At 58.3% G+C, this 26,614-nt stretch carries 25 protein-coding genes and 1 pseudogene; 15 read left to right on the top strand and 11 right to left on the bottom strand.

The features are described 5' to 3' along the window. Positions 1-1,198 precede the first annotated feature (1,198 nt). The 4 genes from repA to AB4Z25_RS11355 all read left to right on the top strand — a co-directional run bounded on the left by repA (position 1,199) and on the right by AB4Z25_RS11355 (position 6,471). Positions 1,199-2,377 carry a plasmid partitioning protein RepA gene (gene repA, locus AB4Z25_RS11370; protein WP_112390704.1) on the top strand — a complete coding sequence of 393 codons (1,179 nt, stop codon included), beginning with the start codon at positions 1,199-1,201 and terminating at the stop codon, positions 2,375-2,377. Further along, entirely contained in the window at positions 2,374-3,375 is a 1,002-nt protein-coding gene (gene repB, locus AB4Z25_RS11365) for a plasmid partitioning protein RepB (RefSeq protein ID WP_112390703.1), read from the top strand. Before repA ends, repB begins: the two co-directional genes overlap by 4 nt. Positions 3,376-3,538: 163 nt before the next feature. Then, positions 3,539-4,750: a plasmid replication protein RepC gene (repC, locus tag AB4Z25_RS11360; RefSeq protein WP_112390702.1), complete on the top strand. Its 1,212-nt coding sequence runs from the start codon at positions 3,539-3,541 to the stop codon at positions 4,748-4,750. A gap of 836 nt (positions 4,751-5,586) precedes the next feature. Then, positions 5,587-6,471 (top strand): DUF3991 and toprim domain-containing protein, encoded by an 885-nt coding sequence (locus tag AB4Z25_RS11355; RefSeq protein WP_112445763.1) that lies wholly within the window; start codon positions 5,587-5,589, stop codon positions 6,469-6,471. Between the two features lie 262 nt (positions 6,472-6,733). Here AB4Z25_RS11355 and AB4Z25_RS11350 read toward each other — a convergent pair whose 3' ends face one another. Beyond that, positions 6,734-7,093 carry a PepSY domain-containing protein gene (locus AB4Z25_RS11350; protein ID WP_112445765.1) on the bottom strand — a complete coding sequence of 120 codons (360 nt, stop codon included), beginning with the start codon at positions 7,091-7,093 and terminating at the stop codon, positions 6,734-6,736. A 306-nt stretch (positions 7,094-7,399) separates the two neighbouring features. Between AB4Z25_RS11350 and AB4Z25_RS11345 the strand changes: the two genes are divergently transcribed. Continuing rightward, positions 7,400-7,579, top strand: a complete 180-nt coding sequence (locus AB4Z25_RS11345; protein ID WP_405049661.1) for a hypothetical protein — start codon at positions 7,400-7,402, stop codon at positions 7,577-7,579. After that, positions 7,566-7,814, top strand: coding sequence for a hypothetical protein (locus AB4Z25_RS11340; RefSeq protein WP_310301134.1), 249 nt, complete (start codon positions 7,566-7,568; stop codon positions 7,812-7,814). Before AB4Z25_RS11345 ends, AB4Z25_RS11340 begins: the two co-directional genes overlap by 14 nt. A gap of 260 nt (positions 7,815-8,074) precedes the next feature. Here the strand turns inward: AB4Z25_RS11340 and AB4Z25_RS11335 are convergent, their stop codons facing one another. Then, the gene (locus AB4Z25_RS11335) at positions 8,075-9,733 is read right to left on the bottom strand and encodes a phosphoethanolamine transferase (protein WP_112390699.1); all 1,659 of its coding nucleotides are present in this window, start codon (positions 9,731-9,733) and stop codon (positions 8,075-8,077) included. Positions 9,734-9,958: 225 nt separating this feature from the next. Here AB4Z25_RS11335 and AB4Z25_RS11330 point away from each other — a divergent pair, with 225 nt between their 5' ends. Both AB4Z25_RS11330 and AB4Z25_RS11325 read left to right on the top strand, forming a co-directional pair. Next, entirely contained in the window at positions 9,959-10,327 is a 369-nt protein-coding gene (locus tag AB4Z25_RS11330; protein WP_112390698.1) for a response regulator, read from the top strand. Next, on the top strand, positions 10,324-11,004 hold the full coding sequence (locus tag AB4Z25_RS11325) for a phosphatase PAP2 family protein (protein ID WP_112390697.1): 681 nt from the start codon (positions 10,324-10,326) through the stop codon (positions 11,002-11,004). Before AB4Z25_RS11330 ends, AB4Z25_RS11325 begins: the two co-directional genes overlap by 4 nt. 43 nt (positions 11,005-11,047) lie before the next feature. Here AB4Z25_RS11325 and AB4Z25_RS11320 read toward each other — a convergent pair. The 3 genes and pseudogenes from AB4Z25_RS11320 to AB4Z25_RS11310 form a co-directional block, all read right to left on the bottom strand. After that, positions 11,048-11,170: pseudogene (locus AB4Z25_RS11320) on the bottom strand (hypothetical protein); the annotation flags it as partial. A 156-nt stretch (positions 11,171-11,326) separates the two neighbouring features. Further along, positions 11,327-12,685 carry an ATP-binding protein gene (locus tag AB4Z25_RS11315; protein WP_442208009.1) on the bottom strand — a complete coding sequence of 453 codons (1,359 nt, stop codon included), beginning with the start codon at positions 12,683-12,685 and terminating at the stop codon, positions 11,327-11,329. Continuing rightward, complete coding sequence (locus tag AB4Z25_RS11310; RefSeq protein ID WP_112390695.1) at positions 12,672-13,349, bottom strand: winged helix-turn-helix domain-containing protein; 678 nt, start codon at positions 13,347-13,349, stop codon at positions 12,672-12,674. The genes AB4Z25_RS11315 and AB4Z25_RS11310 overlap by 14 nt, the downstream gene beginning before the upstream one ends. A 200-nt stretch (positions 13,350-13,549) precedes the next feature. Between AB4Z25_RS11310 and AB4Z25_RS11305 the strand changes: the two genes are divergently transcribed. The 4 genes from AB4Z25_RS11305 to AB4Z25_RS11290 all read left to right on the top strand — a co-directional run bounded on the left by AB4Z25_RS11305 (position 13,550) and on the right by AB4Z25_RS11290 (position 16,389). Next, the gene (locus AB4Z25_RS11305) at positions 13,550-13,813 is read left to right on the top strand and encodes a hypothetical protein (RefSeq protein WP_112390694.1); all 264 of its coding nucleotides are present in this window, start codon (positions 13,550-13,552) and stop codon (positions 13,811-13,813) included. Between the two features lie 14 nt (positions 13,814-13,827). Beyond that, positions 13,828-14,610, top strand: coding sequence for a COG4705 family protein (locus AB4Z25_RS11300; protein WP_405049662.1), 783 nt, complete (start codon positions 13,828-13,830; stop codon positions 14,608-14,610). 223 nt (positions 14,611-14,833) lie between these two features. Further along, positions 14,834-15,565 carry a phosphatase PAP2 family protein gene (locus AB4Z25_RS11295; protein ID WP_112445773.1) on the top strand — a complete coding sequence of 244 codons (732 nt, stop codon included), beginning with the start codon at positions 14,834-14,836 and terminating at the stop codon, positions 15,563-15,565. A gap of 26 nt (positions 15,566-15,591) precedes the next feature. Further along, on the top strand, positions 15,592-16,389 hold the full coding sequence (locus tag AB4Z25_RS11290; protein WP_112390692.1) for an undecaprenyl-diphosphate phosphatase: 798 nt from the start codon (positions 15,592-15,594) through the stop codon (positions 16,387-16,389). Positions 16,390-17,102: 713 nt separating this feature from the next. On the opposite strand, the gene AB4Z25_RS11285 is transcribed toward AB4Z25_RS11290, so the two are convergent. From AB4Z25_RS11285 to AB4Z25_RS11260, 6 genes are all read right to left on the bottom strand, one after another. Next, the gene (locus AB4Z25_RS11285; RefSeq protein WP_112390690.1) at positions 17,103-17,705 is read right to left on the bottom strand and encodes a HupE/UreJ family protein; all 603 of its coding nucleotides are present in this window, start codon (positions 17,703-17,705) and stop codon (positions 17,103-17,105) included. Positions 17,706-18,051: 346 nt separating this feature from the next. Continuing rightward, positions 18,052-19,071, bottom strand: coding sequence for an IS110 family transposase (locus tag AB4Z25_RS11280; RefSeq protein WP_442208007.1), 1,020 nt, complete (start codon positions 19,069-19,071; stop codon positions 18,052-18,054). Between the two features lie 571 nt (positions 19,072-19,642). Continuing rightward, a complete protein-coding gene (locus tag AB4Z25_RS11275) occupies positions 19,643-20,323 on the bottom strand; it encodes an FAD-dependent monooxygenase (RefSeq protein ID WP_162706091.1) in 681 nt (226 codons plus the stop codon). Between the two features lie 928 nt (positions 20,324-21,251). After that, positions 21,252-21,464: an ATP-binding protein gene (locus AB4Z25_RS11270; protein WP_112390685.1), complete on the bottom strand. Its 213-nt coding sequence runs from the start codon at positions 21,462-21,464 to the stop codon at positions 21,252-21,254. A 461-nt stretch (positions 21,465-21,925) separates the two neighbouring features. After that, entirely contained in the window at positions 21,926-22,225 is a 300-nt protein-coding gene (locus tag AB4Z25_RS11265; protein WP_112390684.1) for a helix-turn-helix transcriptional regulator, read from the bottom strand. 17 nt (positions 22,226-22,242) lie between these two features. Then, the gene (locus AB4Z25_RS11260) at positions 22,243-23,565 is read right to left on the bottom strand and encodes a type II toxin-antitoxin system HipA family toxin (protein ID WP_112390683.1); all 1,323 of its coding nucleotides are present in this window, start codon (positions 23,563-23,565) and stop codon (positions 22,243-22,245) included. A gap of 720 nt (positions 23,566-24,285) precedes the next feature. Here AB4Z25_RS11260 and AB4Z25_RS11255 point away from each other — a divergent pair. From AB4Z25_RS11255 to AB4Z25_RS11245, 3 genes are all read left to right on the top strand, one after another. Beyond that, positions 24,286-24,414, top strand: a complete 129-nt coding sequence (locus AB4Z25_RS11255) for a hypothetical protein (RefSeq protein ID WP_310301160.1) — start codon at positions 24,286-24,288, stop codon at positions 24,412-24,414. Positions 24,415-24,925: 511 nt separating this feature from the next. Next, positions 24,926-25,510, top strand: coding sequence for a hypothetical protein (locus AB4Z25_RS11250; protein WP_112390682.1), 585 nt, complete (start codon positions 24,926-24,928; stop codon positions 25,508-25,510). Positions 25,511-25,785: 275 nt separating this feature from the next. Continuing rightward, positions 25,786-26,574: an ArdC family protein gene (locus AB4Z25_RS11245; RefSeq protein WP_442208006.1), complete on the top strand. Its 789-nt coding sequence runs from the start codon at positions 25,786-25,788 to the stop codon at positions 26,572-26,574. Positions 26,575-26,614 lie beyond the last annotated feature (40 nt).

The following is a 26,614-nucleotide window of genomic DNA, read 5'->3' as shown; positions in this document are numbered from 1 at the left end:
ACCCGCCAGCGGAATTCTCTAACTGGACGCTTTACCCTCACTGTCCGGCCCAGGCTGCCGGTGAACCGAGCGCAAGAAGCGGTGCAATCCGTTCGCGCCCGGCGATCGCATCGCCGTCATTCCGAATGCCACAATTTGAAGCGCATTGGAAAAGTTCCCCGCGGGGAACTTTTGGGCTCCGTCCATCCGCCCTCGCATTTTGCCGCGCCAAACAGTGAAGCTGCCGGAACGTCAAGCGCACCACGGTGTCCGCCCTCTCCGGATCCGCGCCTCTCACTTCGACCGACTGCCTACTTGGGCAGTATCCAGCGCTTTGCCGCCACTCGAAATCCTGAAAGTTCCCCGCGGGGAACTTTGGTGCCATCGACTGTAGGAGACAGATTTACCAGTCTCAATCAACTCGAGCAGCGGCGGCGTTCGCGATGCTCAAGACTGCCATCGATTAAGCCTCCCCCCGGACAGAGATTGCACTCAAGCCCCGTGCTTGGTGCCCGCACTCTCAATAAGTTCCCCGCGGGGAACTTTTCAGAATTTGACTAAACCAAAGCCGTCGAAAGGCTGACGGGTCGCGCAAATGTCCCCGAGCAGGAGAGGGGGCTGATACGCGAAGCACTCTTTTCCAACCATCGTCTCCCCTCGCCTGACCAAAACCGCGTGGTTGCCATGTAACCCGGACCGACGCTCAGTACCCAGCACGCCCTCCGCCAGACCCGGCTACAAGACCAAGAGCGAAACGTCCCGCGGGAGCGCCTTTCTCGGGATGGCCGGTGTGGCGCAGAACCCGGCCTGCGCTCCAGCAATGGGAAATGATAATGTGGCGCCCGCCGTCCGATCGAAAAGTTCCCCGCGGGGAACTTTTGGCCGCCCGCCGCAAAACGGTTGTCGTAAGACGGGCGCTGGCCAAAGTTAGAGTATCCAAGTTACCCCTGCGTTGCCGCATTGGGACAGACTACTCTGTCACGATCTCTATTGATCGTTACCCGACCAGAAAGTTCCCCGCGGGGAACTTTCTGTCGGACAGCAAAATCATATCAATGAATTGCCCCTTGAGGCCATTTGCCGGTGCATGCGAATCGCGATACCTCTCTAACTACGGAAAATATGCGAATTATCGTTCTTTCGCGAAACAACGGCCGGTGTAACGCTTCGTTAACCACAAGCGGCGCTAAATTGTCCGGAACGAACCGAGGGAAATCCAGTGAATCGGCATCTAAGCAGTCTCGATTTTATGCAGAGCTTCTCGAGCAAGCTCGACTTTGCTCTTCAAAACCTGAGCATGGCGCAATATCCGCCCGACGCGCGCCGCGAAATGCGCAAGTTCTCCTCATCGGAGGCGGCCGCCCTTCTTGAAGTGTCGGAAGCCTACATCCGCCAGATCGTCCTCAAGGACAAGGGCCCGACCCCTGAGGTCACGCAGAACGGACGGCGCATGTACTCGCTGGATCAGGTTCTCGAGCTGCGCATGACGCTTGCCGAGAAGGGCCGCAAGAAATACATGAACCCGCGCCGCGTTGAAGGCGAGGAATGCCAGATCATCGCCGTCACCAATTTCAAGGGCGGGTCGAGCAAGACCTCGACGACGATCCATCTCGGCCATTATCTAGCGCTTCGCGGCTACCGCGTGCTTGCGGTCGATCTCGATCCGCAGGCCTCGCTGACAAGCCTGCACGGCAATCTTCCCGATTTTGATCCGCGCGAAGACGACACGCTTTATGCGGCGATCCGCTTTTCCGAGCAGCGCCCGACGAAAGACCTGATCCACAAGACCCACATCACCGGCTTCGATGTCATCTGCGCCGGTCTCGACCTCACAGAGTTCGAAACCGCCGTGGCCCTGGAGATGCGCAGGGCAGGGGGGACAAGTTTCCTCTTGCGGGTCTCCCAGGCGCTCGAACAGGTTGCCGACGACTACGACGTTATCCTGATGGATTCAGCACCGTCGCTCAACTTCCTGACGCTGTCTTCACTGACGGCAGCCACCGGCGTCATCATTCCGGTTCCGGCTCACATGCTCGATGTCGATTCAACCGGCAAGTTCCTGGAGCTGGCTGCCACCTACATGCAGATCCTCAGCGAAATGGGTGCCCCGGCGCAGTGGGACTTCGCAAAGTTCCTCGTCACCAAATTCGAGGCGAACGATCACCCGCAGGCCAACATGACGGCACTGATGCGCCAAGTATTCGGTGATGACCTCCTTCTCAACATGGTGTCCAAATCCACAGCCGTCGCCGACGCTCTGACCTGGAAGCAGAGCCTCTACGAAGTGCAGCGTGCCAGGTTCTCGGCGCCGAAGACCTACGACCGCGCGATGGAATCGATCAACGCTGCCAATAGCGAGATCGAAAAGCTGCTCTGGGCAGCATGGGGGCGTGAATGAGCCGCAAAGATTCCCGTGGTATGTTCGCGAACGTCCTTGGAGGCCTCGACCAGCCTGCACCGAGCGTAGCGCCGGTTGCGGGCCGAACCCCGTCTCCACATCTGATGAAGGTTGCAGCCGGTGTTCGCCAGATTCAGGAAAAGGGCGAGGCGCTCGATCAACTTCTGAAGGACGGCGACCATATTATCGAGGTCGATCCGTCCGAAGTAGCGCCATCGGCGATCCCGGACCGCTTCGACGGTGCCTATGAAGGATCTGCGATCGAAGCCATCAAGGAATCCATCAAGGAGCGCGGCCAGATCGTTCCGGGTCTCGTGCGTCCCCTCAAGGATGGCAGCAAGCCCTACCAGATCGTTTTTGGCCGCAGGCGCCTGGCTGCAGCCGCCGCGCTCGGCATCAAGTTCAGGGCGATCCTTCGTGAGTTGCCCGACGAGGAAGCAATCGTCCGTCAGGGCGAGGAAAATACCAACCGCAACGACCTCAGCTTCATCGAGAAATGCGTTTTCGCTCTTGCCCAGGAAGAGGCGGGCTATCGCCGCGATACGATCTGCGCATCGTTGTCGACGAAGAAGTCCCACCTTTCAGAAATGCTGAAGATCGCCTCTGCCATTCCGCGAGCTATCCTATTCGCAATCGGCCCTGCACCAGAAGTTGGGCGCCGGCGCTGGCTGGCATTCGCGGAGACTTTTGCTATTCGCCAGGACGCTGCAGAGCGCGTTTCCGGTCGCCTGGCCGATCACAGCCAGCCAGACACCAATCTGCGCTTCCAGGTGGCCTCTATGGCCCTGCAGGACAAGGCACCGGTAGCAAATGAGACTGAGGCCGCGCCGAGCGAAATCAGGGCCAATGGCTTCGTGCTCGCGACAGTGTCCTATCCGAGTTCCGGCCCACGGATCAGCTTTACCAAAGCTGTCCCGGCAGAGTTCGTCGATTTCCTGAATAATCGCATGGAAGCGCTGCACAGCGAATTCGTGCGAAGCACTCAACCCAAACAATAGAGGTCGAACCGCGCAAAAGAAAAAGGCCCCCAAACGTCGCCGTCGTGGAAGCCCTTCTCGATCTTAAGCAAATCAAGAATCGCATTTCCCCGAATCACAGTCAAGAGTCTAGGCGCCATTTTGGTGAGCGGATTTCTTTTGCCTCAACGCAGGTGAAAGAAAGATGGATACGACATATGTGACGACGCCTGTCGGGCGGCGGCCGATGACGCTTGCCATGATGCTGACGCAGCGCAAGGCCAGTGCCTTGCCGAAAGGCGAGAGCCGCAACAAATGGAAGCTTTTCAGATCGGTCTGCGAAGCACGCCGCGAGCTTGAAGTAACCGATCGCGCCCTCACGGTGCTCGATGCGCTCCTGACGTTTCTCCCTGAGGATGAGATGTCAACCAGTACTTCCCTCGTGGTGTTCCCCTCAAATGTCCAGCTCTCCATTCGGGCGCGCGGCATGACCCCGGCAACCCTGCGGCGGCATCTCGCCATGCTCGTCGATGCCGGTCTGATCGCCAGGAAGGACAGCCCCAATGGCAAGCGCTACGCCCGGCGGGGTAGGGGAGGGGAGATCGACGAGGCTTTCGGCTTCAATCTCGCTCCATTGCTGGCCCGCGCTGAAGAGATCGAGAGGTTAGCCGCTCGCATTCAATTGGATCGCGAACGGCTCCGTATCGCCAAGGAGCGCGTGTCGATTTGCCGACGCGATATCGCAAAACTCATCTCGGCAGCCGAGCTCGAAGATGCGCCAGGTGACTGGGCACCCCTTTACGTGCAGTTCCGCAGCGTCATTGACAGCTTGCCGCGTCAGGCCACGCTGATGCAAGTTGAGACCGCCTTGCGACAGCTTGAAGACATCCGCACCGCAATCGTCAACCAATTGGAAAATCACGTAAAAGCACAGAATATATGCGCCAATGAATCGCAGCGTGAGCGCCACATACAGGATTCAGATCCAGAATCCCATTTTGAAATTGAACGCTCCCGCAACCATGATCGGCCAGCGCCAACGGTAAATGTTGAAGACCGAAAAAGCGCGGAAGATAACCCAGTCAGGCCGCTGAGCCTGGCAGCCGTCCTCCAAGCATGCCCACAGGTCGGTGCCTACGGACCCGGCGGCACTATTCGAAACTGGTCGGATCTCGCATCTGCATCAAGCATCGTCCGCACAATGCTCGGCATCAGCAACTCGGCCTTCCACGATGCAGTCGCGGCAATGGGAGCCGAAAGCGCGTCGATCGTTACTGCCTGCATTCTCGAAAACGCCGAGCGCATCACGTCGCCTGGCGGATATCTTCGCAGCCTTACCCTCAAAGCGCGACACCATTCCTTCACTCCAGCTCCCATGCTTCACGCACTGTTGCGGTCGCGAGATACAGGCGGTTGACCCTTTTGCCGATGTCAGGCGCCAATTCAGGCGCGAGACTTTGCGATCAGATGGATGTCCGTTTTAAGAATGAATAGCTATGACGGAAATAAACCCCGACTTCGCTTCTGGTTAACAGGAGATATACAGGCTGATCAGACCCCTAGATCCCGCATCTAAGGGGCACAGGTTGCTCACTCGCGAAGCATTTCGAACTTTATAGGCCGCCGCCTCGGTTTTCCGGGACGGCAGACGATCCCTCGCGACACACGTTGGATAGATAGCACAATTGTCGACTCCTCGATACCGCCTTCGGGAGGGGTTCAGCTTTCCGTCGGACCGAGAGACGATCGCCTGTCACTCGACCGGCAGTTTCAAAAAGGGATGACGCGATTTTCTGCTTCGGTCAGGTATCGCGACCGTAGCCAACTCGGCCAAAAATTTTGATCTATCAAGCCTCGCTAACTCGACACGCTGCTTAAGGATCGCGTTGCCTCAGTAGGCAAGGAGCGCTCTGATCGGGAGCAGTCGATCCCGCCTCCCCTATGGGCCACTATGTTGAGGCTCCTGCGGCTGCCCTTCGCCCGATCCCGCGCGGCGAGAATTACCGAAATCCCGCCCTGCGGGCGGCGCTATGCTGATTTCTCCGATACTCTTCATCTTCGTTGGCGGCGCTGCCGCCGTACGGTCTCGCAGGCGAGACCTGCGTAGCGCTTGCGGCTTACTGGCCGCAAGGGAAGCTGCGCCGCGCCGATACTTTCCTTCTCGCACGTCCTGTCATCGCGCCCTTGCAGCCACGGCCTTCGCGCGGGGGAGGGGTATAGCCCCAGTCAAAGGAGGGGAGAAAGGAGACAAACATGGATCGGATCAAGCTCGAGAGATTACGCGGCCTCGTGTCCTGCGAGGCGGTATTGCTGCAGGCAGGTTTTGTCCTTGACGAGAAGGAGAGCAGCCGGCGTGCCCGTAAATTCCGGCGCAGCCCCGAAATTCTGATCGTTACCCACGCCGGCGCCGGCTGGTTCGATCCGCTCTCGGATCACAAGGGAGACGTTTTTGCGCTTGCAGGTTTTCTTGAAGGGATTTCGTTCCCCGCCGCCGTCGAGCGTATCTGCGAATTGGCCGGGAGAAACACGCCGTCATTTGTACCGCGTCATTCACCAGACAGACCCGTTGCCACCGCGCCGGTGCTCGAACGGTGGCAAAACCGGCCGCTCATGACACCGGTATCGCCCGGCTTCCGGTACCTGACTGAGGCGAGAGCATTGCCGGGGCCCATCCTAAGACGCGCGATCAGGGCCGACCGGATCCGGCAGGGACCATTTGCCAGTGCATGGTTTCGCCACGACGACGATGCCGGCAATGTCTCGGGTTGGGAGGAACGCGGTCCGGATTGGCGCGGCTTTTCGACGGGAGGCACCAAGACGCTATTCTGCTTCGGTGCCCGCAATGCTCCCCGCGTCTGCATAACGGAGGCGGCGATCGATGCCTTGAGCCTGGCCGCTCTCGAAGGAGCACGGGGCGACACGCTCTATGCCAGCACCGGAGGAGGTTGGGCGCCGGCGGTTGCGCACCATATAGAGGCGATCACCACCGGTCGGATGCTGGTTGCAGCGACAGATGCCGATCCGCAGGGCGAGGTCTATGCTGACAGGCTGCGCAATATTGCCGATCACCTCGGGTGTGACTTCGTGCGTCTCAGACCCCATGCACAAGACTGGAACGAAGAGTTGAGAGCACAGTAAGGATTGCGCATACGCTCAACAACGCTTCAAGGGTGAAGGCGAGTCCGCCGGGATCTCGGCAGCAATCTGGCGTCGGCCATCAGCCCCGCCAACGATGGCTCGCTCGCTCCAGGTTCCAATACCAGCCCGTCCGCAACGCCTTTCGGCGCACCGATAGTGAATTTCAAGGAGGAGCGGCAATAGGGGAAGCGTCATTGCGGGTCCCGAGGATAAAGCGAAAGAGCGACTGCGGAGCGCAAGGCCCGCAGCCGCTCAAATGGAGTTATTTGACGTCTTCGCCGCCGTTGTCCTGCAGGTCGGGCGCGGCGGTCGGTTCGCCGCTGACACCATCGACCGCGACCGTCTGAGAGCCCTTGTCGGTCATGAGTTCGACCTCGAAGGCAGCACTGGCCTGCTCATTATCAAGCGCGGCGTTGACGGCCTTGCCGCCGAACTTCTTCTCGGCGGCATCGACAGCCTGGGAGAGGCTGATCTTTGCCCCCGACAGCTCCGAATATTCGGCAGTGTCGTCCTTGCCGTTTTGCTGGTCCGCGGCCTGGCCGAACGTCGGCATTGCAAGCCCGATGGCGCCGGCTGCGATCATCGCCGCCATGGCGGCCTTGAGAGAGCGATAGTGGTTCATCTTCTTCTCCTTGTGGTGCCCGTCATTGGGACGCAAGGAGCCTGCAACACGCAGTTTGAGGTTTCCTTTCCGTGATTATACGGATCGGTAACGTGGACGCCTGTGACTTTACAAATCCGTATGGATGCAGACAGGAACGGGAGAACTTCGAAGCGCAGGTTCATGGCCTGATCATTGCGTTTTTAGGCTCCCATGAACGTGCACTCCAGTACTCAGGCGTCCATCAATGACCTGAGCACCACACTCAATTCCTGACTTTCGGTCTATCTGATCAATCTGGACCGATCGCCTGAGCGTCGCTTTCGGATGGAGGCGCGGGTACTCAACAGGGGTTTGGACTTTGAACGTATTTCCGCGCTCGACGGGCGCGAGATCACGATGCCCCTCTCAACATTCGACGAAGCGGCACGGCCGAAAGCCGAACCCTTTCGAGATCGGGTGTTTCCTCAGCCATGTCGAATGGGCGTAGAGAATGCAGAATTCTAGAGCGGCCCATGCTCTCATCCTCGAGGACGCTCTCCTCTTCGAAGAGGATCTCGTGGCGGCACTCAGCGCGGCGCTCGACGAGCAGAGGGAGTCGGACATCCTCCGTCTCTCGATTGTCAATCGCGGCCGGAAGTTCAAACTGAAGCCGCTTACGCCCTATCGCGGCCTGGCTATTTCCCTGACGCGCGAGAAGGGGTCGGGCGCCTATCTCATCAATCGCAGAGCTGCAAAGTAGATCGTTGATGAGCTTGTTCCGATGCGGTTGCCTTACGACCTCGCGTTCGATCTTGAGCATCTCTCCGGATTACGAGGTCTGTTCATGGAACCGCAGCCTATACGTCAGAGTGCCGAGCGTGGCTCCCTCTTCCAGAACGGCCTCAGGCAGTTCAAGCTGCCCATGACCTGCTACTGCATTGTTTTGCCATGGCGGGCATTCTACGAGACATCGCAGTTTTTGGCTCGGGCGTCGCGGCTCATCCGTCGAATATGGAGCGCCTACTTTGTGCCGCCGAAAGCCGCGGGCGACGCCTCGGCCAGGTCGCCGGGCACGCGGCATCCGGCAAACACATCAAGCGAGGGATCGTAGGCGGATGTGGAAATGTCCATCATCCCGAGAACGCTGTGAAAGAGGTTGTCATGGGACGTCGGAGCCGAGGCTTTCTGTTTGAGGCAGCCCATGTTGAAACCATTGGTCTTCTGCACGTCCGTAGCGACCCAGGCGAGAAACGGCACATGCGTCTGTTGGGAGGGCGCGACAATGTATGGGGCGCCGTGCAGATAGAGACCATTCTCTCCGAGCGACTCGCCGTGATCCGACAAATAGATCACGGATGCAGCGACGGACGATTCGCGAGACTTGAGCTTGTCGATCACCTGCGCGACGACGAAGTCTGTGTAGAGGATCGTGTTGTCGTAAGCATTGCGGATTTCCTGCTGACTGCATTTGCCGAAATCCTCGGCGCGGCAATCCGGGACGAACCGCCTGAATTCATCAGGGTAGCGTGCGAAGTAAGCTGGGCCATGGCTGCCGAGCTGGTGCAGGATCAGGACGCTGTCGCCGTGAATCCGGTCCAGCCACTCGTCCATGCGATCCAGAAGGATTGCGTCCAGGCATTCGCCGCCGCTGCAGAAGCGAGGATCGGCGGACTTGGGAAGAAACTGGTAGGGGACGCGGTCCGAGACGTTGTAGCTCCCGGTGTCGTTATCCAGCCAGGAGACCGACACGTTGGCATGCATGAGCACGTCGAGAAGGTTTTCCTTCGCAAGCGCCTTATCATGAGAGTAGCTCTGCCGCGTATATATCGAGAACATGCAGGGTATGGAGACTGCCGTCGAAGTGCCGCAGCTCGACGTGTTTGGGAAATAGACGACGTCCCTCTTCTTCAACTCGGGGTTCGTCTCGCGCAAATAGCCTCCAAGCGAGAAATCCTCTGCACGGGCAGTCTCGCCGGCGACGATGACGGTGACCCTCGGCTTCCCGGCTGCGGTGCGGTGCGCATCGGTACCGAGGGCTGTTGGAGCGCCGCGCGGACCCTTCATCGCATCGATGCCGTAGCGGACAGCGCTGGTCATCGGAAAGAATGGCGTCAACGGATCCATGATGTCGGGATGCGCGCGGCCCACGCCAGCGATGGACTTGTAGTCGCTGATTGCGGAGCCTGCCAGGACAACGAGGCATGCCGCAATGATCGCGCTGTTGTGAAGCAGTTTCGAGAGAACCGGTCGGTGGACGATCCGCACCCAGAGAATCAGCAGGGCGGGGAGAATTCCGGTCAACGCGAAGTGGGTGATGAACCTTAGTGTGATGAGGTGAGCCGTCTCCGCGGACGTGGACTGCAACATGTTTCGGATCATCTCGCGGTCGACGATCACGCCAAACTGGTCTGTAAACCAGGACGCTGCGGATGCGGTGAGAACGAAGAAGATCAGGAAAGCCTTGGTGACGTACTTTGCCGATACGAGCGTGAGTATCGCCATGGCTCCAGCGGTGATGCCCGTCACGAACAGGCCAAGAGCAAATTGGTCGTCCTTGAAATAGTTAGCGGCGCGCGCCCAGAAGGTGTGGTTGGCAACCAAAAGGAGATATGCGGTCGTGATGGCACTGATCGTAAAGCTTCCGACACTGGGACGCTGGTGCCAAATAGATTGTTTCATGCCTCTTGGTGTCCCCACGGTGCGACTGTCGATCGGCGGATCGGACGCGGCAGCGCAATCACGCTACCGTTCCGATTCCAGGCTGCCTGTCGCTTTGCCGATGAACCTGACGGATACCTGAAACACACTGACCGCCCACGGCCATTCGATGCTGTCGACTTCAGGTGGGTGTCAGGTTTGGAAGTTCATTGGCCCCGGAGTCTGACATGTGTTCCGGGGATCCGAGTGGACATCCTATTAATCGAAGACAACAACCTGATCGGTGACGCTATCGTGGGCCACATGGCTGACGGTGGTGACTCCGTGCGTTGGTGCCAAAACGCGGTGGACGGGATGGCAGCAGCCGGGCAGGGCACCTATGATTGCGTCGTGCTGGATCTCAGATTGCCTGACGGCGACGGTCTGTCGGTTCTCGAGCATATTCGGAAGCTTGATCGCAATGTCCCTGTCTTGATCTTGTCGGCATTCGATCAACTCAGCGACCGCATGGAAGGATTGGCGAGCGGGGCTGACGACTACCTTATCAAACCCTTCTCTCTTCCCGATCTCGGCATCAGGATATCGCGTCTGGTGGGAGAGGGGCGTCAGCAATGACCAGCTTGCACAACTTGGTTCGACGCAGTCATCCGTCAAAGATTGCGATCACAGTCGCGCTTTTTGTCGGAGTGGTAGCTGTCCCATGGCTCGGTCACGAAACCGTCGAAGGCGAGACTGCAAGCCTCGATACACGTGTCCTTCTTGCACTGCGTAAGGCAAGTGATCTGAACGTTCCGGCAGGTCCCCACTGGTTACAGAACTACTTCGAGAACATGACCAGCCTCGGCAGTCTGGCCGTTCTGGCGACGATAGTGTTCTTCACTGTTTTGCTTCTGTATTTGGCGAAACGGAGCGCTGCTGCTGGTTTTCTGGCCTTATCGGCATTCGGAGCGTGGTGTATCAGCAATGTGGTGAAGACGCTTCTCAACAGACCCCGCCCTTCCATCGTCCCGCATCTGGTCGAGGTTCATGATGCCAGCTTTCCGAGCGGCCACTCCACGGTCTCGGCGGCCACTTACTTGGCGCTTGCCCTCATTGGTACTGCACTGGGAAGCATTCCCGCGCACCGGCCAATCTTCTACGGTGCTGCAGCTCTGGTTGTGATCATGATCGGAATGAGCCGGGTTTATCTTGGTGTCCATTATCCAAGTGACGTGCTCGCGGGCTGGATCATTGGAACCAGTTGGACGTTGCTCTGCTGGCGCTTTTTCCGGGCATCGATCTTAATCTGCTGATCAACCCTTGCGCTCGAAATGCTCTTCCAGGTCTTCCCAGATCCATCGACATCGTCACTGCGTCCCCGCCCGTCTCGCCGAGCGTGGTGGCGAGGATCTTTATGATCCAGAATGCCAACGTGACTTCCGGCACTTTGGTGACGGCATACTTGAGCTGTTGATGCATTATCTTTCCTGTAGTGTTTGTGCCGTTGCGGCAGGGTCAGAGGATTGCCGCCTCGCGTGGGAACGGGCGGCACCACGCATGCCTAGGCAACCATTCTTACCGTGGCTTCGACAGGTTCTTACGATTTTGTAAGGCTGGATTCCGTCAAGCGGACGTTTACACCGATTGGAACGAGACGGTGACCGCCAGGCCTGGGGCGTTATCGGCGAGGCCGATATGTGCGGAATGCAGATCGGCGATCGCCCTGACGAGGCTGAGGCCGAGGCCGCTGCCGGGTGTCGTGCGGCTTTTATCCAGCCGATACAGGCGCCGGAATACCTTGTCTCGTTCTTCCGCGGGCACGCCCGGACCGTTATCGGCTACGCGCAGCACGATTTCGGCATGCGCCGAGACGAGCGACATGTCGATCCTAGTACCAGGCGGGCAATGATTGATGGCGTTCTCCACGAGATTGACGACCATCTGGGTCAGAAGCTCCTTGTCGCCTTGGACTTGGAACGCGGCAATAGGTGAGGGAAGGAGGTTCAGTGCCTGTCCATTGTCCTCGGCAACGCTCGCATAGACTTCCTCGACGAAAGTCAGGATCTCGGTGAGATCAACGTTCTGGAAGCGCTGTCGACGAGCGCCCGCCTCGATCTGCGATATGCGTAAAAGCGCTTCGAATGTCGCATTGATCTGATTGCTTTCGGCACGCGCATCCGCCAGCAGCTGTCCCACATCGCGGCCGCGCGCGGCTCCACGAATGGCGTCGTCCAGAGTCATCTTCAGGCGATTGAGCGGCGTCTTGAGCTCGTGGGCAATATCGGCGCTGACCTGGCGCATCCCCTCGACCATTCCAGAAAGGCGATCGAGCGCGCTGTTGATCTGCATTCCCACGCGATCGAGATCATCGCTGCGGCCCTGGAGAGGTATCCGGCTGTCGAGTCGGCCGTTGGAGACGTCGAGCATTGTGCGGGCCACCGCATCCAGACGGTGCTGTGCCCTGGCTGCCAGGAAGATGCCACCGCCGAGCGCGGCGACGACGACGAGTACCGCCGCCCAGCCGAGGCTTACGAGCACGATCCTCAGGAGGTCATCCATGTCCGAGAAACTCTCGCCGACGACGAGCATGTTGGGGCCAAGCTGCGTGACTTCGATCCTGAACCTGCCCGAGCCTGGAAGGCCGATGTCTTCCGGTTTTATTGTGTAGATGCCGGGCCGCATTCTGATTGCCGTGAAATTGCCGGCCAGCCTTACACCCTTTGGATCGACCAGCGAGTAGAGGCCATCCTTTGTCGTCTGGAGGTTTACGTAGCTGTTCAGCGTGGCCACGAGATCCTCCATGTCATCAGGAGCATAGGTCGAGGCGATAACGGAGTTCGTTTCGTGCAGGGACGCGTCCATCTGGCGGGCAAGGCCAGCGCTCAGCATATGGTACATGATCGCGCCGCTGACGATGAACGTGACGATGAACAGGACGCCGAAGGTCAGGGCCAGTCTGAAGGGCGTGCTGTGTCGCAGACTAGCGAGGCGCATGCAGGCTGTATCCGGTGTTTCTCACGGTGTGGAGGAGTTGCGCCTGAAAGGGCTTGTCGATCTTGGCCCGGAGCCTGCTGACATGGGTCTCAACGACGCTTGTCTTCGGATCGAAATGGAAATCCCAGACGCGTTCGAGAAGCATCGTTTTCGTCATTACCCGGCCTTCGCCACGCATCAGGACTTCGAGCAAGGTGAATTCGCGTGGCTGTAGTTCGATAACCTGCCCGGCCCGCCGGGCCTCTCTCCGGATCAGGTCGAGTTCCAGATCCGCTACTTTCAGGACAGTCTTTTGCTCCTGCACGGGCGGGCGCCGGGCGAGCGCGTTGACGCGGGCGAGCAGCTCCGAAAAAGCGAATGGCTTGACCAGATAGTCGTCGCCTCCTGCCTCCAGCCCTTCGACACGGTCGTCTACGCCACCAACGGACGTGAGGAACAGGGCAGGGGTGCCGACGCGGGCGGCGCGAAGAGACCGGACAATCGACAGGCCGTCCAGCCCCGGCAGCATCCGGTCGACGACGAGCACGTCGTAGGACTCGCGCTGCGCCTGAAACAGCCCGTCCCGGCCGTCACCCAGAACGTCGCAGCTGTGTCCGGCTTCGGCAAATCCCTTGGCCACGTATTCCGATGTCTTGCGGTCGTCTTCAACCAGGAGGATGCGCATGTCGTGTCTTCGCCAGTTTGTGTCCGTTCGGTGAATGTAACCGCTGTGATGCCGCTGCTACAACATACGGTTTTGTAAAGTCGTGGGATGTCGAAACCTTACCAAACCGTATGGTTCCGGCAAGGCGCCCGTATGACCCCGCCGATATCGTCCCTCTCGCTGCAATGGTGCGGCACCCACTGTTCCGAGAGGATACTATTATGAAAACAATCGTTGCCGCTACCGTTCTGAACTCTGTCGTGGCGCTCGGCTTCATCGCGCTCGCCATGCCTGTTCATGCCGCCGTTCCCTGCGAAGAAATGCTGAAGGAAATGCGGACTGCGAAGGGATCCGCCAAGCTGTCAGACGCCGACATGAAGAAGGTCGAGGACCTCGAGACCAAGGCTGTCGAGCGTTGCAACGCTGACGATGATACGCGCTCGGACAAGTTCCTCGCTGAAGCCATGCAGATCATGGGTAAGTAATAGGAGGACTGAGCATGACCATGGCAAACCAACACCTTGCCGAGCCGGAAAATCGCGTTCCCGAAGTGACTGTCGATTTCTGGCTCATCAAACTCATGGCGGTTACCATGGGGGAAACCGCGGCTGATTACCTTGCCGTCAATCTTGGCCTCGGCCTGACATTGACGTCCATCATGATGACTGTCGTCCTGATGATGGTGGTTGGAGCGCAATTCGCACAAAAGCGCTACGTGCCGGCAGTCTACTGGGCGGCAGTCGTTCTGATCAGCGTCGTCGGCACGCTGGTGACTGATAACCTGACGGACAATTTCGGCGTGCCGCTGGAAGCATCGACGATCTTCTTCACAGTCGCGTTGGCCGTCACGTTCCTCGCCTGGTATCTGATGGAAGGTACGCTTTCGATCCACACGATCTTCACCAACCGTCGCGAAGGGTTCTACTGGCTTGCAATCCTGTTCACGTTCGCACTTGGAACGGCTGCCGGCGATCTGGTCGCCGAGAAGTTCGACTTCGGATATCTGACGACCGCGCTCATCTTCGTGGCGCTGATTGCAACGATCGCTGCGGCTTATTTCATCTTCAAGGTGAATGGCATCGCTGCCTTCTGGCTGGCCTACATCTTCACCCGGCCGCTTGGCGCATCGTTCGGGGACTTGCTGTCGCAACCGAGCGAATACGGAGGCCTTGGCTTCGGAACGATCTACACGAGCTTCGCCTTCCTCGGCGCGATCATCCTGATCGTCGTCTACATGACCGCCAACCAGGATCAGCGAGAAACAACGGGGCTTTCTCATTGAAGAAGAGGGAGCCCGTCACCGAGGCACGGGCTCCCTTTTGTGTCCTGCAACCCGCTCATTCCAATCGTGTCTCATCCACACCTGGTCATCCGGTATTTCGGTGAAGCTCCGAGCTTTCGGAATTCTTTACAAATCCGTAAACAACCCGGCGGCCTTCGTTCAGGTTGGTGTCAGGCGGAGCCGAAATATGGCGGGCGTTCCCTAGAACCAAGAGAGCCCATTCATGGCCATTTTTCACGCGGTTGCTCGGCAGCGCAAATACCTCGATTCATTTCTGATTCTGACGGCGTTCTGGTTTCTGCTATTGGCCATTTTTCACGCTTGGCCCATGATTGACGTCCAGATCTCGGAGCTATTCTTTAGCAGTCCTCTCTGCGTGAATCTGCCTGCCGGGGATCAGTGCGGTAATTTCCCGCTGAGCAGGGACACATCGATCACGACCCTTCGATGGATCCTTTATGCGTTACCTTACGTCGCCGCAGGGATGGTTGTCGTAGCTTTGGCAGTCGCGGGTTTCTCACCCAGGCTGCGGCACCAGATGCCGGTTCATCGCCTTTGGGCGTCTCTGGTCAGTCTGGGCATCGGCACCGGGTTGATCGCCAACGTGTTCCTGAAGGCACATTCCGGCCGCCCACGTCCGATCCAGACCGATCTGTTCGGCGGCAAGATGGAGTTTATGCCGGCGGGATCGTTTGACGGAGCCTGTGAGAGGAACTGCTCGTTCGTATCGGGCGAGGCCTCGGGAGCGGGTTGGCTGATTTGCCTTCTTTTCCTGCTGCCGCCCCGCTATCGCACTTGGATCGCACCTCCGGTCATCCTGGCTTCGATCGGAACTGCAGCGCTTCGCGTGGCAGTCGGTGCACACTACGCATCCGACGCGACACTCGGTCTGCTCCTCTCCGTCACTGTCTTTGTCGGCATGCTCGCCTTCGAAGAACGGGTGGCAAACCGCTGATCTCGTATTCATTTCTGAGAGAGACCATGCCCGATTTTCTGACCGCCGCCCTGCTCGGCTCCATCGAGGGATTAACCGAATTCCTTCCTGTATCGTCGACCGCGCATCTCATCCTGGCAGGAAAACTGCTTGGCCTCCAATCGGCCGCGACCTTCGACGTCCTCGTTCAGCTCGGAGCAATACTGGCGATCATATCGATCTACTTCCATCGGCTCATCGCCATCGTGACCGCGCTGCCGACGAGCCGGGAGGCACGGCATTTCGCCGCCGCAATTATCCTCGCCTTTCTTCCCGCAGCGGTGATCGGAGCGCTCGCACACGACTTCATCAAGGCGGTGCTGTTCGAGAGCCCGGTCCTCGTGTGCATCGTGCTGATACTCGGGGGTATAGTGCTTCTTGTGGTTGATCGCGTCGCGCCGGAGCCACGCTACTTCGATGCTCGGCAATTCAGCTGGCCAATGTCGATTACTATAGGATTCGTTCAGTGCCTGGCGATGATCCCGGGCACATCTCGATCCGGTTCGACTATCGTCGGCGCTCTTCTACTGGGTGCCGACAAGCGATCAGCAGCCGAGTTCTCGTTCTTCCTCGCTATGCCGACCATGCTCGGTGCGTTCACGCTCGATCTTTGGAAGAGCCGCCACGACCTGACCGCCGACCAGGGCATGATGATCGTGATCGGATTTGTATTTGCATTCCTGACTGCGCTTCTCGTTGTCCATCAACTTCTCGAATTCGTCTCCAAAAGAGGTTACGCTCCATTCGGTTGGTGGCGAATTGCCGTCGGGATTTTTGGTCTGATTGCGCTTCAGGTCGTCAGATGAGCGAAGCTGCCACGAGGGGAAGGGCGGTGGTTTTGGCGATATCGACAAGACTCACGAGAGCGCAGACACGGGTGATGGTTGCATGCGTAGAGCAGGGGTTTATTGCGCCGAAGGGGTCCGATCTTTCCACGTTGCGCGTTCTCGAGCTCATGGGGCTCGTTAAGCGGAACGACACGCGTCCGCAGAAATTCCTTCCAACCATGGCAGGCGAGGCGTGGGCTGCAGATTGGTCACGTCGTCGATCGCCTGATGCTGATATTCCACCGATGTGAACAATCGATCAGACCACTCGCTATCCCAACGGACCTCCATCCGAACCCCTTCAACGCGCGTTGCCGATACCGAACAACGAGTGGATTGAAGGCGATTGCGATGGTCACCAGCGAGGTCGTCAGAGCGATTTTCAGCGGGGTAACGATTAGCGTATCGACGCCCGTGGTCTCCGGCCATGCTACGCCTCGCTCGGGAAGTGCGACTTGTTCGACTTCACCATCCGCGCCTACTATCCCGACTGTGATTGGATTACCAATTAGAGGTTCCTGAGCCATCATGTTCTCCCTGGTCGAAACTCATGAGCGCCAAACCCCAAGCTCGGTTTCTCAGTATGGGGCATTAAGGCGACCTAGAGATGATAATGTCGGCTTCAGTCGGGTATCCCAGTTCGAGAACCTCCAACAGTCGATGCGGGCGCGCCTGACATGATGATGTGCGCGTCACGCCACCAAGCCAATTGCGAGTCCCAATCCCGCTAGAGCTGCCAAACCTCCAGCGGTGCGGGCAATGAGTTCGCCCCTGCTGTCACTCAGGCGTGCGGTTATGAAACCTGCGACAAGGCCGAGTCCGTGCAGCAGTGCAGTTGCCGCGACAAAGCCCGAAGCATAGGTGAAGGCGGTCGCGTTCGCCGGCATTTCTGATCCATGCGCGTGCCCGTGGAAAAGAGCGAAGAGGCCGACGACCGCCATTGCAACCGTCGTCGGCGTCTTAATTCTAAGCGCGACCGCGGCTCCCAGGACAACAACCGACAATGCGATCCCAATTTCGACCATCGGGAGATCGACGCCCGCGACACCAAGCACGCCGCCAACCATCATGATGCCTACGAAAGCCGCTGGCACGAGGAATATCGCCCGGCCGCCGAGTTGGTATGCGAGTAGGCCCACCAAAACCATGGCAAGCGTATGGTCTATGCCGGAGATCGGATGGGCGAAGCCATGGACGAAGCCCGATGTCGGCCCTATCCCGGTATGCGCGGATGCAACGGCGGGTATCATGAACGTGGTCAGAACGAAGGCGGCGCGGGTCAAAAAACGGGGCATCTTCTTCTCCAAGGATATCGTGCTGTTCACATGTGATCCGAACCTGTCCTACAACGCAAGTAGTCAAACTGCGTATTTCTGACGCCTTGGCTTGACGATAGAGGCGGACCGCAGTTGCCTACGATCCGCCCGATCGGAGTTCGATGAGCGATTTCTTGAATGCTGCAACCAAGTGTACGGCTTCCACGCGAAACCCGCGCTGAGCCTCAGCGACTTACGCGGGGCAAGCACCCGTCACTCGAGCGTGCTCATGGGCACATGGTATTCGCCGGTGTTGCTTGCCTACTCTTGCATTCCGCTATCTCGAACTCCGATCGACGACCGACATGCGGTCATCCGTTGCGGCTCAGGCTCTTGTGGGCGCGGTCTCGTAGGAACCGCCTTTTGTAAGGATGGCCCAAATCGTGCGCGCGTTTTTGTTTGCCAGAGCGATCGCCGCCACCTTGAACGGTCTTCGTCGCTTTAAGGACGCAGTCCAGCTTTTGTTGTCATCCGTTTTCGTGTTCCGAATTACCGACATAGCTCCTGTGACGAGAAGCGACCGCAAATCCGCATTCCCCATTTTTGTTATGCCGCCGATCGTGATGCTTTCCCCACTAGAGAAAGACTTGGGCGTGAGACCTGTCCATGAAGCGAAGTGGCGGGCAGATTTAAAGACGCCAATGTCTGGCACGAAAGCCTTGATGGCGGTAGCGGTCATTGGTCCAAGACCCGGGATGGTCATCAGCCTCCTCATCTCGTCATCCTCCTTCGCTTGGCCTTTTAATGTTTTTTCGAGACTTTCGATGTCTTTGGTAAGGGTATCGATCTGCCTGGCAATGATCTTTAATGCTGTAATAGCTGAAGGCGGTAAGCTCTTGCTTTGTCGATCGCGGACAATCGAGATCAACGACGAGACATTCGATGTCCCGGGCCGCGCCACGATACCCAGTTCAGCGAGGTGGGCGCGCAGCGCATTCACAGCACGAACGCGTTGGCGAACCAGGAGCGCTCTTGTTTTGAATAGCATTGTCGACGCCTGATGGCTCGTGGACTTCAATGGGACGAAACGCATTGACCTCCTGAACAAGGCTTCATGGATGGCTTCAGCATCATTGGCATCCGTCTTGTCGCGATTCACAAAGGGTTTCACGTATGCTGGATGGATAAGCCGCACCTGATGGCCCAGCGCCGATATCGAACGCCCCCAGTAATGGGCTGTCGAGCACGACTCCATTGCAACCACACATGGTGGTAATTTGCTGAAGAAATCCAAAATGGCTGCTCGGGAAACCCGTCGATTGAACAACGGGTCGCCGGCGGCGTTGGCTCCATATACTTGGAACACGTTCTTCGCTATGTCTAATCCGATGGTCGCAGCATACATGGGCCAATGTCCTCCTGGGCTAGTGAAGCCTGTCCAGGATGCACTAAATTTGCGACGTGGATTTTGGCATCGAGGAGCGGTGGCGGCTTGGAGACGAGAAGAGCGGGACTAAGTCTGTCGATGCTCTTATTGGTGCGCGCCTAAAGGAAGTCAGGAAGAGGGCAGGGCTGTCCCAAAGGCCGTCGCCGAGCGACTGGGGATATCTTTCCAACAGTGCCCGAAATCTTGCGTTTCGCGATCTCGACAAGGTGCCACCGTTTTAAATCCAAGCTTACTCTCTCAGTGTCGGGCCTAGACGGAAGATGACGCCTTGCACAGCTCGGCGAGTGGGGTTCGATTTCAGAACGTAGATAGTGGAAGATGGCCCTTTCAGCAGGGCGTGGAACCGGCGGGAGCATCGAGTGCTCGCTGTAGCGCTCACCGGGGTCCGCCGCCTGCTCCTAAGTAAAGCGTTGGCGACCACAGTCTTATCGCCCCTTAAACCAGATCCCGTTTCGGCGAGTGCAAAGCCCTTTGTTACCATTTCGTCGCACTCGATTTATCCACACCGTGGTGGCGGAAGGCGAGAGCGTCATGTACCGGCCTCTTGGTCACCGACGCGCGGTCGCCTAGAGCGTCCGAACAAGTGCGGCGTATACCTAGACGTCTCGCAAGCATGGAGCTGGATCGTCAGCATCGTCTTGCGAATTCGGAGTGCTCTTTCGAAGGCGGTGACACGGGTAGGAGCTTGGAGCCAGCTTTGACAGATAAAACCTCTCCGGCGCGTACGTCCGTAATGTCTTCCTCGCATCGTCGAGACCGTCAACCTGCCTTGGCTAATGGTGCACGTCGCAGACAGAAGCCAAGGTCGAGCGTGTCGCGCAGGAAATTGGCGTTGGGATTTCATAACCCGATCAAACGATAGGCCCGGTAAGCGATTGGTAGGTTTTCCGGTAGATGTGGTTGCCTGACAGCCTGAGCATCGAATCTTGGACGAATCCCGATCCCGTCCGCAACCCGTCTCTCTTCCGCGATTTCTCCAGCACCAACGCGATCCGCGGGGAACGAACGGTGTGGAACTGCTCCAGCGCTCGGTCGACAGGTTCATCGGAGTGAGGATGTTCGCAAGTACGACCCAGTCCTCGAGCGCCATCGCCGCTCCCTGCGCCACGCTTGGAGACGTGGCATGTGCGGCGTCCCCGATCAAGACGAGGCGGTCTGCTATCCAGCGTCGTGCTTGCACCTCCTGGAGGGCCGCGCGATGGACCTGCACATCACTGCGCAACCCGGCGACGACTGGCCCCAGTGCACCGCCGAAATCCCTGAACAGTTCCTTCAGATTAGCTATGGAGCCATCTGCGAATTCGGGGGACGGAGGGATGCTGGGAGGATTGTGGCTCCGATCCGTCGTGCGGAAGGGCGTGAAGCCAGCTGACGAGCGCTCGCCCGACCCTCCCTAGGCGGCGCCATCTTCATCAAGCAGTACCTTAATGAGCGTGCCCTCGTCTCTCAGACCACTGCGGAATGCGAGCACAATACGTTTGGCAAGCTCTTCTCGATGCATGTCCAATGCGATTTGCTTCGTCACACAAACGTGGTCAAAAACGCGCTGGCAGATCGCTAGGTCGCGAGGCGATAGGATCGACGCCTCTCTTGTCTCAAACACCGAAATCCCTTGTTTCATTGAAGGCCTGCAATCCGATGGCTGTATTGCGTGGGGTCCATGAAGAACAAAAATTCGTCGATCAGTTCAGCTTGATCGGGCCTCCCGCTGATCCGAAGAAGGCTTCTGTCGTCGCCGATAAATGCGGCTTGAAGGCCGAGGAACTTCGCATGAGCTAGTATCATGTCAGACGTCTTCGCGACATCCGGACGCTGCGAATTCAGGTCGATGAAACAGTTCAGTAAGTCCCGCATTGAAATCGGCCAAAAAAGACGCAGAGCAGTGAGTTGAGTTCTGTCTGCCAGGCGAAAAATAATTCAGCTTTGTTCTGCGTTCAACCAAAAAACAGTGGCCGCTACGTCCGTCCGGCAGGGCCGGAAACCGTTAACGGTTGCCAATAAAGCCTTGGTGTCAGGCCAATCGTTCCGGGTGCTTAGTCTCGATGGGCATGGAGAAAGTGAAGCGATGCATTTTCTCGTCGAACAAAACCGCTAACGTTCCTCCGTGGGCGCGAGCGATATCTATGAAATGTAGAGCCCTAACCCCAACCCCTGGCTTTTCGAACCCTCCGCTCGGTCAAAAGGTTGAAAAGCTTGTTGAGAGATTGCACCGGGGTTGGCTCGCCACTGTCATCGACGCTCAACTCGAATTGATTATCCGTAGTGATTGCCTTCACCCGCACGGGATGGTCTGGCGCACCGTGCATTAGGGCGTTTCCAAGGAGATTGGAGAACATCTGTCCTGTCCGCACATGGTCGATCCGCGGCGCAGCTTCGATCTCCACGGACACCTTAATCTCTCTTTCGGGATGGGCGATTTTGAACTCCTGAACGACGTGCTCGATCGTGTCCTCAACGGTTCGGCCGGGATCGAAGTCAAGATTGATCCTGCCGCCGAGCCTCGCGCGCGCCAGGTCCCATGACGTTGTCTACAGGCCGCCATGCGCACCAGGCTTGCCTTCATCATGCGTAAGAGTTGTGGCGACTTGTCGTTTAAGCCATCACGTAGAAGCCGGTTGATACCCGGCGTCCACGCCGGGGATCAGATTACGATGATTGTGGCCAAGTACGGCGATGAATTGTTCCCAAACCTCGGACCGCTTTCTTGCGTGGTCGAGATCAATCTGTGCGGCGTCAGCCTGTCTCTGGCGTCAAGATGGTAGGCGATCAGTTCCGCGAAAAGTTTAAACGTTCCTACGGGGTTGTTCGCCTTTTAGTTTTGAGTATTCGCACGGCTCTCTGCCCTCGGCACAAAACCTACCGAAAATCCGAACAGGCGCCCAATTCTTTCCAGTGTTTCCAGTGTCGGGTTTGCTTTGCCGGTTTCGATCTCAGCAACTTGACGCCGCGTAAGTGCCAGCGTTTTGGCAAACTCTTCCTGGGTCATGCCGAAACTCTTCCGGATTGCCGCTACTGCGCCGGGCAGCCTTAAATCACCGGTTCGAGCTCGCTCAGCAAGCGTGCGCCGGTTCTCAAGAACCTGTTCTTTTGTAGGCTTTTTCCAGCGAGCCACTCAGATTTTCTCCGGCATCATAGCTTCGCCTGCAAAACGCTATCGGCGATTTCAGTGCACCGTGCCATTGCGCGCTCTAAAATTTCTGGAGCTGCCGCCAGGTTTTTCGCAATGCTCGGCGCCTCACAGAGTCGTTCTGCAAACGTCAGAAGTGCGGACGCGAGTATCTTTTGCTCAGTGAGATCGGGAAACAGTTCGGCGCAAATTTTCTTCCAATCAGGGAAATGATCCCGGCCGGCATCTCGCATCGTGGCCCATCTGGTGGAGCGAACGATCCCCTCCTTGGCGAGCCGCATTGGAGCGAAATCAAAGAGCGGAGACAGACGGACAGTTCCGTCTTGGAACTTGGTGAGCGCGGTATTTCGACCATGATTGTCGGGATTGCCGAGAGCCAGGTTGGCGATGTCCCGTTTGAGGTACTCTACGACGTCCGCGAGGGGATCGGCGGAATATTGGCGCAGAATGTCGATATAGGCCTCATGCGTGCCAACATATCCGAAGTCGGCAACGCCAATGGCCGAAACAAGGCTTTCTTGACCCAGCCGAACGGTTCCACCTCCTTCTCTCTTCTTTCGATCAAAACGGGGAATGATCAGGACGCCTTCGGCATAGGCCGACGGTTCACTGACATTGAGGCCGATCTTTTGAGCGATCTGCGAATAGAGGGCTTCGCCTTCAAGAATGAGCCGGTCTACGGGCTCATTGCTGCGGACCAGCTTGACGATCACATGCCGCACGGCCTCATCGTCGGACACGAAGCTGTCGGGATAATAAAGGCCATCGATAGCCTTGGTCATGGAGACCTTTGGCCATTCGCCTTGCAGGCCACTTGAGCCCGAAGCAAGCATACCGAAACGATCGGCTACTTCCATGAAACGATCTGATCGTTCAAGGATCTCAGCCTCTGTTACTCCTTGGCGCTGCACACCGTGTAGCCGCTGCTTCTCTGCCTCAGCGGCTTCTTTTATGCGGACATTACCTATTCCGCCTACGGCAGAGCGGAGAAGCAGAGGAAGATCCGAGCTGCGTGCTCCCTCGCTGAGGCCTAAATGTTCTGCCAGCTTGCGCCTTGCATGTCCTTGCGGCATTAGATCGAGCAGGAATGGTGGCCACGTTGAGGTATATCGATTCTCGAGGTCAACGGGATATCGGATTGAAAGTGCGCGATTGTCACTTGCCGCGTTTCCTTCTGCAAAATCCACCGATGCGAACCGTATAAAGTAATCGAGATCGTAATCGACTATCGACGCACCCTGAAAGCCGGCTGCGTCGCTCTTGAGTTCAAGTGCCGCGGCTTGATGCCATTCATCTTTGAAATGGATTTCAAGAGTGAGAAACATTAATTGATCCCTTTGGTGGACCAATATATTTCATATTCTTGGTTATTCAACCCATTTAAGGGGTGTATATAAACTGAGCTGTCCGGTTTTGCCTTTTCTGTGATCAAGACGGCCTGATGCGGTCAGGGGACGACAACGCAGGATTGACGCGGCCCTCAATACGGCTCGGCAAGCACCTTCGCCAATTGTCGAGAGCGGGCGCGAATTGCGAAAACCTGCCGCGCCAGTCAACACAAGACCGTGGGCAACAGTTTGCGCGGTTATCCCAACGCGGCCCGCGGCTGCACGGAGCCATCGCAACCTCGCGCGCCAATTTGATCGCAGTGATCCCGGTACGCGAGCATTCGTATGAGAATGGTCCTGCGTGTGATTTCTTGACGAATGGCGTTCATCTTCCGGTGGTTGGCAGGGGTGTCTGCTGAACCTAATGCGGAAATAGAGGGAATGGCAAGGGGTAAACGAAATGCGAATTGGGAGGGCCGTACGAACGCGGCGCTAACCGCATTAGCGCCTCGACGCTTTTCGAGACTACGCGCGCGCTGGTTGTTTCCGATGACCTGCGCGAGATGAATGGGGCCGTCAACGTCCCGCCAACGCTCGACACCGGCAAGCTTTTGCAATGTGTCAGAAAAGCAAACTGCCAGGTTCTTTGCTGACTTTTCGAGGCTTCCATCCGGCGTCGCTAATCGTATCTGCCGCCGGGAGGCCGAAGCCTGGGCGATGACGCAACTTGCAAGCGCGGTGGAGGCCGGAGAAGACGATCCTGAAACGGCGGCCAACCCGGCCGCGGCTGGTCTCGATCATGTCGGCGACGAGTTGGACAGCAGGTTCAACGAGGCGACCGAATAGCCGGAGCGTAACGACGGGTTAGCGCCTGCCCAGCGCCGCCGGTTCTCGCCGGCGGTGTCTTGTCACTATCATCTAGGCAGGTCGGTGCCTGAGGTTGCGCTGCCGCTGCAGCCAGACTCCTTGCGGCCACGCGATCGGTTTGTGGGTAGGCAATACCGCTGAAGCGCGGCTCGGGCGCGACGGTAGTGGTGACGCGCCGGTCTGCTGGCGGCGTATCGGCCACAGGTTCATACGCTCTGACCCTCGGCTTCGTTGCGGTCTGAACCGGACGGCGCCCGGTCAAAGGCCGCGTGCCGCGCCGCATTGCGGCAGTCTCGATGCGCGGTTCGCCAAAGCGCGGCCGCGTTTTCTGCAGGCCTGGGCCCGCAACCTCCGCAACCGCACCTCGCTCTCTTGCATCGTCCTGACCTTGGGCCGGGCCGCTTCGCCGGTTCGTGTCGACCGCACCCGAGGGACAGCACCCAAAACCGGACCTCGGGTTTTGCTCAACCAGACCGAAAGGACACCGACCATGGCACCGCTCAACCGTTCTGCTGCGACGAATCGCTCAACTACGCCCCGCGCGACGACCCTCGAAATGGTCCGGCATGCCTGCCCGGACACCGCCCAGGCAATGCGCATCTCGGAAAGCTTTGGCCTATCCGTTGTCGACAGCGAGGGAATCCGCGACCTGCACCGCCAGCAGCTTATCGATGGCGCCGAGGCGATGAAGGACGGCCTCGGCGAGAAGGCGATGCAGATCCATATGCAGCGCATCGTCGGCTCCTTCGTCGGATCGGCTCACGGAGCCGGGCTGTTTTATAGCCGCTCCGTCACCGAGGCACGCGATCTGACCGCCAGGCTTAGCAACGATCTGCGCGACGAAGATCTCGAGGGTCCGGTCGGTTTCGACAGCCGCGCCCAGAGAAAACGCGAATTCGCCGCCGTCATGGGGCTTCAGGCCCATGTCCTGCGCATGGCGGCCGAGGGCGCCGTTGTCGCTTACGAAGACATTACCGGCGAGACCTGGAAGCCCTATGAGCGCAGCGGCTCGCCGAATCCCGCGACCTCGATCGACCAGCGCGCCGCGTCACTACAGATATCGGCTTTCGACTGAAGGCGCACGCTCACTGATCCATCTCGAAAGGCCGGCCTCGTCCGGCCTTTTCTCGTGTCACTCAAGGCGGCCCAGGCGCCGAGCGCGGCTCATCCCGGTTTGCGGTCTAGCCCGAGGGCGACATGAAAGCGGCGCAACGGACAAGCCGTCCTCCACTGTCGTTTCGGCCCAGCGGTCCTTCTATCTCCAGCACGATCTTGACGAGCCGGGTGCGCCGCTGCCGCCCGCGCGCTGGTCGACCGCCGTGACGAGCCGCGATCGGCGCGGTGTCGAAGATGAAGGAAAAGACGATGAGAAAGCCAAAGAAAACGTCAATGAAATTATCTGGCGAGACCGATGCTGTGCGCCCGGACGTCTACACACGGATCACCGATATCATGCTCGCTCAGTTGGAAGAGGGCGTGCGCCCCTGGGTCCAGCCGTGGAGTGCCGCCCGGCATGCGGGATGCGTGTCGCGCCCGCTTCGCTTCAACGGCGAACCCTATTCCGGCATCAATGTCCTGCTCCTCTGGTCTGAGGCCGCAAGCCGCTGCTTTGGTGCCAGCACCTGGATGACGTTTCGCCATGCGTTGGAACTTGGAGGCAACGTGCGCAAAGGCGAGACCGGGACGATGGTCGTTTATGCCAACCGCATCAGGAAGACCGAGACCAACGCCAACGGCGACGACGTCGAGCACGAAATCCCGTTCCTGAAAGCCTATACCGTTTTCAATCTCGAGCAGATTGAAGGCCTGCCTGCGGGTTTTGGCGCATCGCCGCAGACGCCGGCCTTCAAGCCTGTCGAGCGTCTCGAGCATGCCGACGCCTTTTTCCGGGCAACGGGGGCAACGATCCGCCATGGTGGTGCGGCAGCCTTCTATGCGCCCGAGCGGGATGTGATCCAGATGCCGCCGATAGAAGCGTTTCGCGATGTCGAGAGCTATTATGCGACGCTCGCCCATGAGGAAATCCATAATGCCGACCGCCGGATTATGCCGATAAGGGTGGGAATGCGCCGACGTTCGCAACGATTCCGGCGCATCCTGCGCGGCATAATCAGAGCGATCATTAAACCGCGAAGCTGATCTGCAATCAAAAATGCGGAGACGATGAGAGACGATGAGA

It is taken from the genome of Rhizobium sp. RAF36 (assembly GCF_052114105.1).
GTDB lineage: Bacteria > Pseudomonadota > Alphaproteobacteria > Rhizobiales > Rhizobiaceae > Rhizobium.
This window is presented reverse-complemented; position numbering and strand designations above follow the sequence as displayed.